This is a genomic window from Streptomyces siamensis (assembly GCF_039543605.1).
GTDB classification, from domain to species: Bacteria; Actinomycetota; Actinomycetes; order Streptomycetales; family Streptomycetaceae; genus Streptomyces; species Streptomyces siamensis.
The window spans coordinates 322205-336921 of record NZ_BAABKB010000001.1; the positions used below are offsets into that span (position 1 = coordinate 322205).

At 73.3% G+C, this 14717-nt stretch carries 17 protein-coding genes; 8 read left to right on the forward strand and 9 right to left on the reverse strand.

Annotated features, from left to right (window positions below; translation table 11 throughout):
- Positions 1-14: 14 nt before the first annotated feature.
- The gene (locus ABEB03_RS01380; RefSeq protein WP_345639946.1) at positions 15-1163 is read left to right on the forward strand and encodes an ABC transporter ATP-binding protein; all 1149 of its coding nucleotides are present in this window, start codon (positions 15-17) and stop codon (positions 1161-1163) included.
- 59 nt (positions 1164-1222) lie between these two features.
- Here the strand turns inward: ABEB03_RS01380 and ABEB03_RS01385 are convergent, their stop codons facing one another.
- Positions 1223-2155: an FkbM family methyltransferase gene (locus ABEB03_RS01385; RefSeq protein WP_345639949.1), complete on the reverse strand. Its 933-nt coding sequence runs from the start codon at positions 2153-2155 to the stop codon at positions 1223-1225.
- A gap of 214 nt (positions 2156-2369) precedes the next feature.
- Here ABEB03_RS01385 and ABEB03_RS01390 point away from each other — a divergent pair, with 214 nt between their 5' ends.
- On the forward strand, positions 2370-2789 hold the full coding sequence (locus tag ABEB03_RS01390) for an ATP-binding protein (RefSeq protein ID WP_345639952.1): 420 nt from the start codon (positions 2370-2372) through the stop codon (positions 2787-2789).
- Between the two features lie 109 nt (positions 2790-2898).
- Complete coding sequence (locus ABEB03_RS01395) at positions 2899-3729, forward strand: hypothetical protein (RefSeq protein ID WP_345639954.1); 831 nt, start codon at positions 2899-2901, stop codon at positions 3727-3729.
- Between the two features lie 186 nt (positions 3730-3915).
- Here the strand turns inward: ABEB03_RS01395 and ABEB03_RS01400 are convergent, their stop codons facing one another.
- From ABEB03_RS01400 to ABEB03_RS01430, 7 genes are all read right to left on the reverse strand, one after another.
- A complete protein-coding gene (locus ABEB03_RS01400; RefSeq protein WP_345639957.1) occupies positions 3916-5754 on the reverse strand; it encodes an alkyl/aryl-sulfatase in 1839 nt (612 codons plus the stop codon).
- 61 nt (positions 5755-5815) lie between these two features.
- Positions 5816-6037, reverse strand: coding sequence for a hypothetical protein (locus tag ABEB03_RS01405; RefSeq protein WP_345639960.1), 222 nt, complete (start codon positions 6035-6037; stop codon positions 5816-5818).
- Between the two features lie 71 nt (positions 6038-6108).
- Positions 6109-6423 (reverse strand): hypothetical protein, encoded by a 315-nt coding sequence (locus ABEB03_RS01410; RefSeq protein WP_345639962.1) that lies wholly within the window; start codon positions 6421-6423, stop codon positions 6109-6111.
- Positions 6420-7166 carry a hypothetical protein gene (locus ABEB03_RS01415; RefSeq protein ID WP_345639964.1) on the reverse strand — a complete coding sequence of 249 codons (747 nt, stop codon included), beginning with the start codon at positions 7164-7166 and terminating at the stop codon, positions 6420-6422. The genes ABEB03_RS01410 and ABEB03_RS01415 overlap by 4 nt, the downstream gene beginning before the upstream one ends.
- Entirely contained in the window at positions 7163-7714 is a 552-nt protein-coding gene (locus ABEB03_RS01420; protein ID WP_345639966.1) for a SigE family RNA polymerase sigma factor, read from the reverse strand. The genes ABEB03_RS01415 and ABEB03_RS01420 overlap by 4 nt, the downstream gene beginning before the upstream one ends.
- A 92-nt stretch (positions 7715-7806) precedes the next feature.
- Positions 7807-8415 (reverse strand): hypothetical protein, encoded by a 609-nt coding sequence (locus tag ABEB03_RS01425; protein WP_345639968.1) that lies wholly within the window; start codon positions 8413-8415, stop codon positions 7807-7809.
- 128 nt (positions 8416-8543) lie between these two features.
- Positions 8544-9494 carry a L,D-transpeptidase gene (locus ABEB03_RS01430; protein WP_345639970.1) on the reverse strand — a complete coding sequence of 317 codons (951 nt, stop codon included), beginning with the start codon at positions 9492-9494 and terminating at the stop codon, positions 8544-8546.
- A 111-nt stretch (positions 9495-9605) separates the two neighbouring features.
- Here ABEB03_RS01430 and ABEB03_RS01435 point away from each other — a divergent pair, with 111 nt between their 5' ends.
- From ABEB03_RS01435 to ABEB03_RS01445, 3 genes are all read left to right on the forward strand, one after another.
- Positions 9606-10118, forward strand: coding sequence for a SigE family RNA polymerase sigma factor (locus tag ABEB03_RS01435; RefSeq protein ID WP_345639972.1), 513 nt, complete (start codon positions 9606-9608; stop codon positions 10116-10118).
- Positions 10108-10803: a L,D-transpeptidase gene (locus ABEB03_RS01440; RefSeq protein ID WP_345639974.1), complete on the forward strand. Its 696-nt coding sequence runs from the start codon at positions 10108-10110 to the stop codon at positions 10801-10803. Before ABEB03_RS01435 ends, ABEB03_RS01440 begins: the two co-directional genes overlap by 11 nt.
- Before the next feature lie 295 nt (positions 10804-11098).
- Entirely contained in the window at positions 11099-11377 is a 279-nt protein-coding gene (locus ABEB03_RS01445; protein ID WP_345639977.1) for a ribosomal protein L7/L12, read from the forward strand.
- Between the two features lie 186 nt (positions 11378-11563).
- Here ABEB03_RS01445 and ABEB03_RS01450 read toward each other — a convergent pair whose 3' ends face one another.
- On the reverse strand, positions 11564-12907 hold the full coding sequence (locus ABEB03_RS01450; RefSeq protein WP_345639980.1) for a helix-turn-helix domain-containing protein: 1344 nt from the start codon (positions 12905-12907) through the stop codon (positions 11564-11566).
- Between the two features lie 151 nt (positions 12908-13058).
- Between ABEB03_RS01450 and ABEB03_RS01455 the strand changes: the two genes are divergently transcribed.
- Positions 13059-13220 carry a hypothetical protein gene (locus ABEB03_RS01455; protein ID WP_345639982.1) on the forward strand — a complete coding sequence of 54 codons (162 nt, stop codon included), beginning with the start codon at positions 13059-13061 and terminating at the stop codon, positions 13218-13220.
- 245 nt (positions 13221-13465) lie between these two features.
- Positions 13466-14710 carry an amidohydrolase gene (locus tag ABEB03_RS01460; protein WP_345639985.1) on the forward strand — a complete coding sequence of 415 codons (1245 nt, stop codon included), beginning with the start codon at positions 13466-13468 and terminating at the stop codon, positions 14708-14710.
- Positions 14711-14717: the final 7 nt, after the last annotated feature.

Consider the following 14717-nt stretch of genomic DNA (forward strand, 5'->3'; position numbering starts at 1 on the left):
CGGATGAGGGCGCCATGACGGACACACCGCCCGCCGCGGGCGAGGGGAGCCCCGGCCCCGACAAGGGGTACGCCCCAGGCACCGGCCCCGGCACCGACCCCGGTTCCGGTTCCGGCCCCGACAAGGGCCTCGACGCCCGGCTCGTCGTGCACCGCGGCTCCTTCCACCTCGACGTGGCACTCACCGCCGCCCCCGGAGACGTCGTCGCGCTCCTCGGGCCGAACGGCGCAGGCAAGACCACGGCACTGCGCGCGCTGGCCGGCCTCACACCGCTGTCCGACGGGGGACGCCTGCGGCTCGACGGTGCCGCGCTGGACCGTACGCCGACCGAATCCCGCCCGGTGGGCGTCGTCTTCCAGGACTACCTGCTGTTCCCGCACCTGTCCGCGCTCGACAACGTGGCCTTCGGGCCCCGCTGTCAGGGCGTGCCGAAGGCGGAGGCGCGGGCGCAGGCCGCCGCCTGGCTGGACCGCATGGGCCTGGCCGACCACGCCGGCGCCAAGCCGCGCCGCCTGTCCGGCGGTCAGGCCCAGCGCGTCGCCCTGGCCCGCGCGCTGGCCACCCGCCCCCGGCTGCTCCTGCTGGACGAGCCGCTCGCCGCGCTCGACGCCCGTACGCGGCTGGAGGTGCGCGCCCAGCTCCGGCGCCACCTGGCCGACTTCGAGGCCGTCGCCGTCCTGGTCACCCACGACCCGCTGGACGCGATGGTGCTGGCCGACCGGCTCGTCGTCGTCGAGCACGGCCGGGTGGTCCAGGAGGGGACACCGTCCGACATCGCCCGTCATCCGCGCACCGACTACATCGCCCAGCTGGTCGGCCTCAATCTCTACCGCGGACAGGCCGAGGGCCACATCGTGCGGCTCGACGCGGGACCGGAGATCACCACGACCGAGGACCTCGGCGGACCGGTGTTCGTGGCCTTCCCGCCGAGCGCCGTCACCTTGCACCGCGACCGCCCCACCGGCTCCAGCGCCCGCAATCTGTGGCAGTGCCGTGTCGGCGGGCTGGAGACGCACGGCGACCAGATCCGCGCGGACCTCACCGGCGAACTCCCGCTCGCCGCCGACCTGACGACGGTCGCCGCCGCGGAACTCGACCTCCGTCCCGGTGCGCCGGTCTGGGCGACGGTGAAGGCCGCGCAGACGCACGCGTATCCGGCGTAGCCGGCCACCGGGGCGCACGGGGACCCGCACCGGCCCGCCGTCCTCGCTCGCGCGGGGCCCTAGTCAGCGGCCGGCACCGCCGCCGCGCGCACCATCACGCAGTCGAACTCCACCACGCGCCCGGTGGCCGCCTCCCGGGACACCGGGTACATGCCGGTGATCTCGAAGCCGCTGCCCTCGTACACGGCGATCGCCTCGCCCATGCGCGGACTGCCCTCGTACAGCCGCAGTGTCGCGACCTCGGACTGCATCCCGACGAACTCCCCGGCACGGTCGCCCGCGCCCGCGAACACCTCCAGGTCGTAGCCCTGGGTGTCCATCTTCAGATAGGGACGGGGGTCGCCGAGCCCCGCGAGCGCCTTGTCCATCATGCCGTCGAGACGACGGATCTCGATCTCCTCGGTACGGGTCTTCGCGAACCGCTTGTAGCGGTCCTTGCCGTAATCGCTGGGCGGGAGGAGGGAGTTCATCGTGTTCCAGCCGACGTGGATGGACCGGGTGGCGTCCTCGCGCCCCAGGCCGACCTGGTACACCCACCAGTCGGGGTCCTCCTCGGCGGCCTCGCTCAGCTTGGCGAAGGCCTCCGCCGTCGGTTCGAAGGAGACGATCCGGCCGGTGTAGCCGAGGCGGCGCAACTGACGTCCGTACTGGCCCGCGTTGGCGCCCACGTCGAAGACGCAGTTCACCGCGTACCGGTCGAGGAGCGCGGTGACGTGCTGGCCGCACAGGTAGGACGCGGCCGCCAGCTGAAACCGGCGCTCGTCGGCCGCCGCCCGCGACTCGTCGAGGACGAGGCGCGCCCCGCTGTCGCCGAGCGGCACGCTCCTCCACCCCTCGGCACCGCCGCGCAGCACCAGATCGGCTCCCCGGCCCATCGGCACGCGGGTGCGTTCACCGCGCCGGTACAGCACCGCGGCGCCCGAACCGAGATCCAGCACCCGCACCCCTATCCGGGGAAGCAGACCTAGCAGCTTTCTCTGAAGGGTCGGCATGCGCCACACCTTTCCAGACATGCGCGACTCATACCGGTGGTTCGCCGAGGAGGCACTTGGCGGGTTTGTGACGTACGACGCCGGTTGCCGATCGCCGGGGATGGGCATCACCCGGGGGCAGGACCGGCCGCGCACCGTGTCGCGCGGGTCCCGGCCGGCGGGGATGGAGCCGCCGGGTGCTCGTCGTCCTGGGAGGGGAAGAGAGGTGTCCGTCATGCGTGCGCACCAGCGCACCGTCCGACCGACCGCCCGCGTGGAGTACGCACTGCCGCGTGCGGCCGTCTCGGCGGGCAGGGCCCGCAGGCTGACGTCGGCGTTCCTCACCGTGCCCCGGCCGCCGATGGCACCGCCGACCGCCGACCAGGTCGACGACGCCACGCTCATCGCCTCCGAACTCGTCGCCAACGCCGTACGGCACGGCCGCACCGGCTGCCGACTGCGTCTGCAACTGGGCTACGGGCACGTGACCGTCGAGGTCCACGACGACAGCCCCGGGCGCCCGCGCGTCGGCCTGCTCGACACCGAGTCGGAGAGCGGGCGCGGGCTCGCCATGGTCCAGCAGCTCGCCCACAGCCTGGAGGTCGTCAGCACCCGCTTCGGCGGCAAGACGGTCAGGGCCGTACTGGCGGTCTGACCGCGGCGGTGCCGGCGGCTCACCCGGACGGCCCGGTGCGCTGGTGGGAGTGCCTGGCCGGTGGTGGCGTGGAGGGGACACACACCGCGTCCTCCGGAGGCCTCCCGCCATGAACCGTCCGCCCCGTCGCACCGCCTCCGCCCGCCACCGCTCCTCCCGCGTCCTCGGCTCCGCCCTGGCCGCGGGCGTGCTGCTGGCGACCGCCGCGTGTTCGAGCGACGAATCCGGCGGCACGGGCGCCTCCGCCTCCCCCAGCGCCAAGGAGTCCCCCGGCGCCTCGCCCTCCGTGCGCACGCTCAGCCAGTCGGAAGCACAGGCCGCTCTGATCACCAACAGCGACCTGGGATCGCAGTGGACCACGTCGAAGGGCGCCGCGGCCTGGCGGGACACCCTGCTCAAGAGCAAGGTCGACCAGCAGTCGTTCGTCACGGACAAGGGCAACGCCGCCGACTGCCAGAAGCTGCTCGACGGCCTGTACGCCGAGAACCTGCTCGGCGCTCCGACGGGCGCCCACGCGAACACCGGCTTCGACGACAGCGACAACGACGGGCAGATGCGCTACCAGGTGGCCGCCTACGGGCAGTCGGGGGTGGACGCGAACCTGAAGTGGCTGGGCACCCTGCCGGACAAGTGCGACCAGTTCACGGCGGTCGACGCCAAGGGCGGCAAGCAGACCGTCCAGGTCATCGAGATGTCCCTGCCCGGTGTCGCCGACGCCCGCCAGGGACTCCAGATCACGATGAACGGCTCGATGGAGGGCGAACCGACCACCCTGACCCTGGACTACGCCGCCGTCCGCGTCGGCGACAGCGCGCTGTCCCTGACCAACGGCGGTCTCCAGGGCGCCGAGAGCAACTCCACGACCCAGGCCGTCCAGGCGGGCGCGTCCCGCCTGAGCGACGTCCTCGCGGGCAAGTCGCCCGCCCCCACCCAGGGCTGACACCACCCCGCACGAAGACGTGGGACCGGCCCGATCGGGGGATCGGGCCGGTCCCACGTCGCGCCGTACGCGTGGTGTCCGTCGCCCTCTCGTGGAAGTCGGCCCGTCAGAGGAGTCGGGGGAACCGCCCGCGCCCAGGGGTGCGTTCGGGCAGGGGTGCGTTCGGGCCGTGCCCGAGCCCGGTTCCTACGGTGTGACGATCGGGAAGGCCCTGTCGGGGTCCGAGGCGTAGGAGAGCAGGCGGGTCAGGAGGTCCGGGTCGCCGTCCGTCTCGATGCCCGCCAGGCCCCCGCCCGCGAGGACGCCGATCAGTTCCGGGCGGGTGAGGATCAGGGTGAGGCCGGCGTGCGGCTTCGGGGTGTGGTGGACGGGCATGTCACGGTGCGTCAGGGCGCCGTGGTGCAGGTTGACCCGGTGGCGGCGCTGCTCGTCGATGACGACGAAGTCGAGGGTCATGTGGTCGTTCCAGGCCCGCGGGCCGTCGATGCGGACGGCGAGCGAGTCGAGGAGCATGCTCACGGTCAGCGCGGACGCCATCTCGGTGCCCGAGGTGTCGACCTCGTTGGCGGCCGGGCCCTCCCGCAGCTCCAGGGCGCCCGTCAGGTAGATGTTGCGCCAGGGCCCGTTCTCGGAGCCGTGCCCGAGGCGCTCGTAGACGGTGGCGAGCTCCTCCTTGGCGACCGTGTTCTCCGGGTCGGCGAAGACGAGATGGAGCAGCAGGGTGGCGGCGAAGCGCAGGTCGCCCGCTTCGGCGTACGTACGGGCCTTGGCCAGCGTCTGCTCCGGGCCGCCCGCCACGTCGACGTGGCGCCGGGCGAGTTCGACGGGCGGATGCTCCCACAGGTGGGCGGGGTTGCCGTCGTACCAGCCCATGTAGCGCTGGTAGACGGCTTTGACGTTGTGGCTGACGGAGCCGTAGTAGCCGCGGGCGTGCCAGGCGGTCTCCAGAGCCGGCGGCAGGCGCAGTTCCTCGGCGATCTCGGTGCCGGTGAGCCCTTCGTTGAGGAGGCGGAGCGTCTGGTCGTGCAGGTAGGCGTACAGATCACGCTGCTCGCCGAGGAACCTGACGACGTTGTCCCGTCCCCAGGTCGGCCAGTGGTGGGAGGCGAAGCCGACGTCGTAGGTGTCGCCGAAGACGTCGATCGCCTCGTCGAGGTAGCGGGCCCAGACGCGGGCGTCGCGGACCGGGGCGCCACGCAGGGTGACCAGGTTGTGCAGGGTGTGGCAGGCGTTCTCGGCCATGCACAGGGCGCGCTGCTCGGACAGCACGAAGTTCATCTCGGCGGGCGCCTCGGTGCCGGGCGTCGGCTGGAAGACGATCCGTACGCCGTCGACGACCTCGGTCTGGCCGGTGCGGGTGATGTCCACGGTCGGCGCGACCAGACCGACGGTGCCGGTGGAGGTGGTCGTGCCGAGGCCGGTGCCGATCCGTCCCCGCGGTCCTGTCGGCAGCCACGACCCGTACATGAAGGTGGCGCGCCGCAGCATCGCGTTGCCGGCGTAGACGTTCTCGCTGACCGCGTGCTCCAGGAAGTTCTCGGGGGCGAGCACGGGCACCCCGTCCTCGGTGCCGTGCGGCAGCACCCCGCGGGCGCCTCCGAAGTGGTCGACGTGCGAGTGGGTGTAGATCAGTCCCGTGACGGGCCGCTGCCCGCGGTGCTCCCGGTACAGCGCCAGGGCCGCCGCGGCGCACTCGGCGGAGATCAGCGGGTCGATGACGATCACGCCACGGCTGCCCTCGACGAGGGTCATGTTCGACAGGTCGAGGCCACGGACCTGGTAGACGCCCTCGGTCACCTCGTACAGGCCCTGCCGGGCGCACAGCCGGGCCTGCCGCCACAGGCTGGGGTGCGCCGTGTCCGGGCAGTCGTCCTCCAGGAACGCGTAGGCGTCCGCGTCGTGCACGACCCCGCCGTCGGCGTCCCGCACGACGCCCGGCACGAGCGCAGCGATGAATCCCCGGTCGGCGTTCTCGAAGTCGGTGAGGTCGTCGAAGGGCAGGTCGTCACGCGCCGGGACAGTCATGCGTCCAGCGTGGGTCCCGGCCTGTTGGGCGGCTAGCCGTGTGGGCCGTTCGTGGGGCGGGTCAGAGCCGGTCCATCCGGCCGTACGGGCTGAGGACGCGAACCCGCTGGGCACCGAAGTCGACGAGCATCGCGATGCCCTCTTCGGCGCCGACGATCGTGCCCAGGCCGTACTGGTCGTGGGAGACGCGGTCTCCGAGGCTGAACTCCTTGGCCACGGGGACGGCCGGGGCGGCGAAGGGGCTGGTGGGCAGGTGGCGCCTGGGCGCGGAGGATTTCGTCATCGTGCGTCCAGTATGGCTGTGCCGCACGGGGACGGAAGGGCCGTGAAGGTCTCGATCGCGCGAACCTCAGGTCACGGCACCTCCCCGCCGCCCCACGCCGGGGAGTCCGGCACGGGGGTGCGGGCCTCCCCCGGGGACGGCTGTTCCCGCCGGTCACGCACCTCTGTGGTGACGCGTACCGCGAGGTCGCCGGCCCCGGCGGGCAACCGCGCCGCGCGGGCGGCGTGCCTGTGGAAGGCGGGGCGCCGGGCGAGGAACGCGGCTTTGACGGCGCGGCCGTCGTCGTACGTGGTCCGCCCCAGGGTGCGTGTCCCGGCGCCGCCGGTGAAGGCGGCCGGGAGAACGCCGGAGGCGGCGGCCACGCGCCTGGTGTCCGGGGCGCTCACGGGGTGAAGTCCTGGGTCGCGACGACCCGGCCCGCCGAGTCGTGGACCGTGACTCGCTCAGTGACGCCGGTCATGGTGCCGTCGGGCGTGGCGGACCTCGGCACCTTCACCCGCGCGTACCAGACGCCCCAGCCGGGCTTGCCCGCGAGGACGAGGGCGGTGCCGTCGACGTCGCCCGCGGACGTGGTGACCGTGACACGGGCCGGTTCTCCCGGGCCGTGGAAGATGCCGGAGAGGAAGTAGACGTCGCCCTGTCCCGACTCCTGGAGGCTGATGCCGGGGCTGCTCATGTCGAGGTTGCCGTCAATGACGCTGCGGAACTGGGAGCCGGTCTCGTCCGGCTCCGTCCAGTGCTTGCCGTCCTCGGTGAGCCAGATCCTGGTGCCGGGCGAGACCGTCACGCGCTCGCCGGGCGCCACCACGCGCACCTTCCCGGCGGGCGCCGAGGGCGAGGGGCTCGCCGTGCCGGCCGTCGGGGAGGGCGGGCGCACACTGCTGCCGGGACCGGACGGCTCTTGGGCCGCACCCGTGCGGAACACCACCACGGCCAGCGGCACCAGCAGCACACCGCAGGCCGCCACGAGCACGGCGGCTCCGCGCCGCCGTCTGCGCAGCCGGCCCTCGCGTTCGATGGCGGCCAGCGGAACCACGGACGGGGTGACGTCGTAGGCGGCTTCGGCGAACACCTCGCGCAGCCGCTCGGCCTCGGCCGGCGGGGGTGGGGAACGGAACGGGTGGTTCATGGGCGGGCTCCGGAAACGGGGTGTCGGCCGTCGAACAGGGGGTGGGCCCGCAGGGCCTCGAGGCCACGCCGGGCATGGGTCTTGACGGTGCCGACCGAGCAGCCGAGGAGCTGGGCCGTCTCGGCCTCGCCGAGGTCCTCCCAGTAGCGCAGCACCATCACGGCGCGCTGCCGCGCCGACAGGGCCGCGAGCGCCTCGTCCAGGGCCGCTCGCTGGGCGACGGCCTCCGCGTGGCCGGGCTCGCTCTCGTCCACCCGCTCGGGCAGGAACGGCATCAGCAGCTGCACGACACGTCTCTTGCGCACCCGGCTGAGGTTGTTGTTGACCAGCGAGCGGCGCACGTAGAAGTCGACGTCGTCGCGCGGTATGCGCCGCCAGCGCGCGTACACCTTGGCCAGCGTGGTCTGGACGAGATCCTCGGCCTCGTGGAAGTCCCCGGTGAGCATGTGCGCGGTGCGGACCAGGCGGGGCCAGGCCGCGGTCGCGTACACGGCGAAGTCGCCGTCGTCTGCGGAGTCCTGGGAGGCGTCGGTGGGGGTGAGCGGCACGGCCGGCGGTCCCTCGGTGTCGGGTACGTGGGGGTGGAGGCGGTGCGGGGGAGCCGAGACCTGAACAACCCGGCTCTCCCGCACCACCGGGCTCACTTCAGCTGGGCGTAGATCCGGCCCTTGGTGTCGCGGACGGTGACGTTGCCGAGGAAGTCGGGGTCGCCCTTGCCGTCGGCCGGGACCTGGGCGGTGGCGTACCAGACACCCCAGCCGGGCTTGCCGGCGAGCTCCAGCAGCTTGCCGTGCACGGTGCCGGCCTTGGTCTCGACGGTGACGCGGGACGCGGTGCCCTTGCCGCCGTAGTAGAGACCGGAGAGGAAGTAGCGGCCCTCGGCGTCGCCTTCGGCCTGCATCGACACACCCGGCCGGGTCAGGTCGACGTTGCCGTCGACGACACTGCGGAACTGCGGCTCGGGGTCGCCGGCCGTCGTCCAGTGCTTGCCCTCCGCCGTGAGCCAGATCTCCGCGCCGCCGCCCACGGCGACGTGCTCGCCGGGAGCGACGATCCGGGCGGTGGGCGCCTTCCTGGCGGCGGCCTCGGCCACCGGCCGGGCGGCGGTGGCGTGTTCGGTCCGCGCCGCCGCGTGGGTGGAGGTGCCGGACGCCGCCTTCCCCTGCGAGACGGCGTACGACACCGTGGGCGCCCCGACCAGCGCGACGGCCACGGCGGTCGCGGCCAGATACTTCTGCATCCGTGTCATGGACGGACTCTCCTTGCGATATGAGGAACGTGCGGCGGTGAAAGGGTGCGGAGGGCGCCTCTCCACTCCTCCAAACTCCGTTGGCCCGTACGCCGGATGACACCCGGCGGGAAATTTCCCGCACGATCTCAGGACAGTGCGCTGCCCGCCTTCCACTGCTCCCAGCCGAGGTTCCAGTCGCCGTATCCGTTGCCCACGGCCACCGTGTCCTTGGAGCCGACGACCTTGACGACGTCGCCGGGGATGACCTCGTCGTAGAACCTCTTCGCGGTGCCGTCGGTGGCGAGTCCGACGCAGCCGTGGGTGACGTTCTGGTGCCCGGCGTAGGTGTTGGCCTTCGGGTTCTGGTGGAGATAGGTGCCCGAGGTGGTGAGGTGCACGGCGTAGTAGTAGTAACCCGCGTACGCGTCGCCGTAGCCGACGGTCTGCGAGTTCATGAAGACCTTGGTCGCCTTGTCGGAGACGACCATGGTGCCGTTCCAGGTCTCCATGCCCGGGGCGCCCGCCGTGACGGGAACCTTTCGCGTCGTACCGGCCTTCTCAACCGTCATGGAGTGTGTGCGGACATCGACCGTGGCGACGAGGGAGCGGCCCACCGTGAAATGCCGAGTGATCCCGGCACCGGCCCGGACGGTGACCTCCGTGCCGGGCTTCCAGTACGTGCGCGGCCGGAAGTCGACGCGCTGCCCGTCGAGCAGATTGCGGTCCTTGACCCAGCTCCACGCGCCCTCGACGTCGGCGGTGACCTTCAACTGCCGTTCCACGTCCGCCCGTTCGGCGGTGGGTACGGCACGGTCGAAGGTCACGGATATGGGCATGCCGACGCCGACGGTCTGCCGGTCGGCGATGTTGACGTGCGCGCCCGGCAGCGACTTCAGCGGCTTCGGCGTGGGCTTGTGCCCTTTCTGCGGACCCGGGTTGACGGTCGTGGTGGCCTCCGGTGCGGCGCCCGTCCCCGTGCCTCCGCTCCCGTCGGCCACGGCCCGCCCCGAGCAGCCGGCCAGTGCGAGCGCGCACACGGCCAGCACCGCCGCCCCCCAGGCGCGGCCCGGCCGGCGCCCCCTGACTCCGGTGGTCATCGTGATCCCCCTGTGGTGTGTTTCGATGTGCCACGTACGGGACCTGTACGCACGGCAGGGACGGCCGGGTTGCATCGGGCCGCGGAAATTCCGGAATCTCCGGCGGGGGGCATGACCGAGGAAGAGTTCGACGCGTTCTACGCGACCGCGTTCCCCCGGCTGACCGGTCAGCTCTACGCGTTCACCGGGGACCACGGTGAGGCGCAGGACGTCGTCCAGGAGGCGTTCGTCCGCGCCTGGGACCGGCGGCGGGAGTTCCTCGCCGACGGGGCGCCCGAGGCGTGGATACGGACGGTGGCGATGCGGCTCGCGGTGAGCCGCTGGCGCCGTGCGCGCCGCTGGCTCGAACTCGTGCGGCGCACTCCGCCGCCCGAGCACACCCCGGGACCCGATCCGGAGCGCACCGCTCTGGTCGCCGCGCTGCGCACCCTGCCGGAGGCGCAGCGGATGGCCCTGGTTCTGCACCATCTGTGCGACATGAGTGTGGAGCAGGTAGCCTCCGAAACCGGGGCTCCCGTGGGCACGGTCAAGGCCCGTCTGTCCCGCGGCCGGGCGGCACTGGCCCAGGTGCTCTCGGCGGACTCGACGGACGAGGAGGAGAGGGAGGACGGCCGTGTCCGATGAACTCACCTCGAACCTGCGCGAGTTGGCCGCCGAGGGCGAGACCCACCCGACGCTGACGGGCGCGGAGATCCGTGGCCGGGCGGTAAGCCGCCGACGCCGCCGGCGCGCTGTCGTGGCGACCGCCTCCGTGTCCGCCGCGGCGGCGCTCGCCCTGCTCGTCGCGGTCGACCTGGGCGGCGGCACGGACCAGCGGCCCGCCCCCGCCGCGAGCCCCACCGGCACCCCCAGCCTTCCGGCGGCGCCCGACGCCACGGTCGACCTGTCCCGGCGGCAGATGGAGATCGCGGGCCGTGTCCTGCCGATCACCTCCGGCACCGAGCTCCGGCCCACGGCGACGGGCCGGATGACGGTCACCGCCATGAGCGCGGCCAAGGTGATGCCCGCCACCACGGTCGGCCTCAAGTCGGACTACGACCTCAAGTTGTCCTGGGTGATCGAACTGTCCTTCTCCGACGGGTCGGCGAACTTCATCGCCGCCATCGCGCACGACGAGAAGGCGCCCGGCAACTACGACCACACGACGGGCTGGATCGGCCTGCGCTCGACGGACGCGGCATGGCTGTACAAGCAGGTGAAGCTGGGCGCGGTGATCGACATCGAGGGGTCGGCGCCCAGGTCCACCGGCGACCGGTCCACGGCAGGTCCGGACGCGAACGCGGGCACGGGCGCCGGCTCGGGCGGTTAGGCCCTCGGGGCGGACGGCGGGTGGCCGCGGTCCGGGCTGCCGGCCGGTGGCCGTGCGGGCGGCCGGAGTCCGGACGCCGCGGAGCGGCGCCGGCCGGTCTTCGCGCGGTCGTCACAAAGGCCGTCGAGATACGCGTCCAGCGCGGCGAACGTGGCGGCGGGCTGTTCGAGGTGCGGCAGGTGCCCGGCTTCGGGCACGGCCTGGAACCGCCTGTCGACCAGGACGAACGGGCCACGCTGCTCGCACTGTTGCGCCGCGTCGGCCCGCGGGACGAGGGGTCCTAGGATCGGTGCCCATGGAACTGACAGGTCTCTTCGTCCTGGCCGCACTGATGATCGCGAGCTTCGCCGGACTGGAAAGCAAGCTGGGCCGCACCGACCGCAGAATCGCCCGCGTCGAGCGCAAGCTCGACCTGATCCTCGACCACCTCGGCCTGCACGCCGGTGACCCGGAGCTGCCGCAGGTCACCGCGCTGCTGCGGGAGGGCAAGAAGATCCAGGCCATCAAGGCCTACCGCGAGGCCACGGGCGCCGACCTCAAGGAGGCCAAGGAAGCGGTCGAACGCATGGGGTGACCGGCCCGCCGGGGCGCGACCCCGCTCCAGGTGCGCCCGCCCCGAGCGGCACCGCTCCGGGCACCCCCGCCCCGAGGAACCCGGTTGCGGGTGCGCCCGCCCCGCGCGACCCCGCTCCCGGCGCGCCCGCCCCGCGCGGGCCCGCTCCGAGAGCGCCTGCCCGGCGGCCGAGCCGTCGGCGGGAGGTCAGAGCGGGGGCTGCGCCGGGGCCGGCCCCAGGGTCGTCGTGCCCGGCGCGGTGCGATGGCCGAGGCCCGTGCGGTACGCGTCGAGCGCCGCCTCGATGCGGCCCGTGCGGCGCAGCAGGTCACCGAGGAGCCGGCACAGGTCGGCCAGGTCCCCCGCCGCCCCGGCCCGCTCCAGCAGGCTCATCGCGCGCACATAGTGCTCCTCGGCCGCCTCGGTCTCCCGGGCGTCCTCCGCGATGATGCCGAGGAGCCGGTGCGCGGCGGCCGAGTGGATGGCTCCGCGCTCGGGACTGAGGTCGCCGAGCACCTCCCGCAGCAGGGCGGCGGCCTCCTCCGACTTGCCGCGCCGGTGCAGTACGTCGGCGAGCTCGACGGCGACCTGACTGGTGTAGAGGGCGGCCCGCTTGGCGGAGAGCATCGCCTGCGCCTCGCGCAACTCGGCTTCGGCGCGCTCCAGTTCGCCGTTCTGCGCGTACAGGTACCCGCGCATCCAGTGGCAGTTGGCCAGTTCGGTGCGGATCTGGAGCTGGCGGTAGAGCTCGGCCGCCTTGGCGAGGGACACGTCGGCCTCGGCGATGCGCCCCTCGGCGATCATCGTGCGGGCCACCGAGCGGTGCATCCGCGCCACCAGCGCCGGATCGCCGACCTGCGGCGCGAGGGCCAGTGCGAACTCGGCCGCCTGGGCGGCCCGGGCGTGCGCGCCCATGTCCATGTAGGGCGCGATGACTCCCGTGTAGAGCAGGAGCAGCGCGTCGGGGTCGTGCAGTCCGGTGCGGTTGAGCTCGTCGAGCGTGGACTCGAACAGGTAGCAGGCGTAGCGCAGTTCGCCCGCCAGGTAGTGGGAGACGGCGCGCCCGCGCACGGCGGGCACACGCTGCGGCAGCGGCGCGTCTCCCGTGCGGCGCTCGGACTCCTCGAAGCGCTCCCGTGCGGTGGCCAGATCGCCGGTCTCCAGGGCGCATTCACCGAGGCCCAGCAGCGCGGCGGCCTGCTCGGCGATGAGCCCGTGCGTGTCCGCCTCCGCGAGGAGCAGGGCGTACTGCTCCGCCGCGACCTCGGCCTCTCCGGTGGCGAGCGTGCGCTGCGCGTCGGTCAGCCGCAGCCGCAGACCCGTGGCGAGATGGGCGGGCCGCCCGGTCGTGAGCTCCTCGTAGGCGATGCCGAGCCGCTCGGCGATGTGCCGCAGCGCGGGTTCGGAGGCCCGCACCCGGCCTGCCTCCAGGGTGGAGATGTAGGCGGGCGTGTACGCGGGCTCCGCCAGCTGTTTCTGCGTCAGACCGCGGTCCGTACGCAGCTGTTGCACCCTGCGCCCGATGATCTCCGGGTCGTCGCGCTCCGCCATGGATTAAGCATGCCATTAAGTCGACTTACATTCGGACGACTCCTGACTATTGTCCAACCTCCTGGCGGCTCTTGCTCTTTGACGCCCGCAGCCCCTACGTTAAGCGACGGATTAAGCCTGCTTAATAAGCTGCTGTTGTTGCGAGGTCGCCGTGGTCCGACGTCTTTTCGCGCGCTACTCCAGAGGGTTCGGTGCGGCCGTCGTCGCCGTGGCGGCACTGGTCACGGCCGCGAACGCGGGCCCGGCGCGGGCGGCGGAACCGCCCCGCCCCACCCAGCACGTGCCGTCGACGGTGGCACAGACCGGGCGCTGAGGTCCGGCCGGGTCCCGCCCCCCCTTGGGAACCCGGCCCACCCCGGTGCCCGCCGCCCTGGGGCGGCACGTACGGCGGCCGTCGGCGGAACTCCCCCTTCCGCCGGCGGCCGCCGGACGACCACGGCGCCGCCCCGGTGACCGCCGCCCTCCCGCCGGTGGCCGTCCGGTGACCGCCGCTCCGCCCCCGGCCCGCTCCTGACGCACTCCCCTCCCACGTCGGCCCTCCGTGGCTACGCTGACCCCGTGACCTCTCCCGCCGCCCGCACCGCGCTGGACCTCACCGCCGACCTCCCGGTCCCGGACCTGGAGGACTTCTACCGGGACCTGCACCGCCATCCGGAACTGTCCCTGCGCGAGCACCGCACGGCCGACCGGCTCGCCGGGCGGCTGCGCCGGGCCGGGTACGAGACCCATGACGGTGTGGGCGGCACCGGCGTCGTGGGCGTGCTGCGCAACGGCGAGGGCCCCACCGTCCTGCTCCGCGCCGACATGGACGCGCTCCCCGTCACCGAGGAGACCGGCCTGCCGTACGCCTCGACGACGCCCGGGGTCATGCACGCCTGCGGTCACGACCTGCACGTCACCTGGCTGGCCGGCGCCGCCGACGCGCTCGCCGCCGGACGCGACACCTGGAGCGGCACGCTGGTGCTGGTCGGCCAGCCCGCCAAGGAGACCGGGGAGGGCGCGGCCGGGATGCTCGCGGACGGCCTCTACGAGCGCGTCCCGCGGCCGGACGTGCTGCTCGCCCAGCACGTCGCGCCGGGCCCCGCCGGCCTGTACGCGCACTCGCCGGGCCTGATCATGTCCGCCTCCACCGACATCGACATCGTGGTGCACGGGGTCGGCGGCCACGGCTCGCGCCCCGAGGCGACCGTCGACCCGGTGGTGACGGCGGCGTACATCGTGACCCGGCTCCAGACCGTCGTGAGCCGCGAGGTCGCGGCGCGCGAGTCCGCGGTCCTGACGGTCGGACGGATCGAGGCGGGCACCCGGCACAACATCATTCCGTCCGAGGCGCGTCTGTCCCTCAACCTGCGCACACAGTCGCAGGAGGTCCGCGAGCGGATGATCGCCGCCGTGCGCCGTGTCGCGCGGGGCGAGTGCGCGGCGGCGGGCTGCCCCCGCGAACCCGACGTCACCGTCGGCAGCAGCTTCCCGGTGACCGTCAACGACCCCGACACGGACCGCCGTGTCTCCGCCGTGCACGCCGAGGTCTTCGGCGCGGGGACGGTCCTCGACCCCGGGCCGGCGATGGGCAGCGAGGACTTCGACCGGCTCGCGCTGGGCGAACTCCCCTACTCCTACTGGTTCGTGACGAGCACCCCGGCCGACGTGTGGGACGCGGCTCCGGGCGGCGGCGACCTGATGGACCGGCTCGCCGCCGTGCCCGGCAACCACAGCCCGTTGTTCGCCCCCGACCTGTCCGTGGTCGCGCCGGGCGTACGGACGCTGGTGTCGGGGGCGCTGGTGTCGCTGAACGTCGCCTGACCTGCTC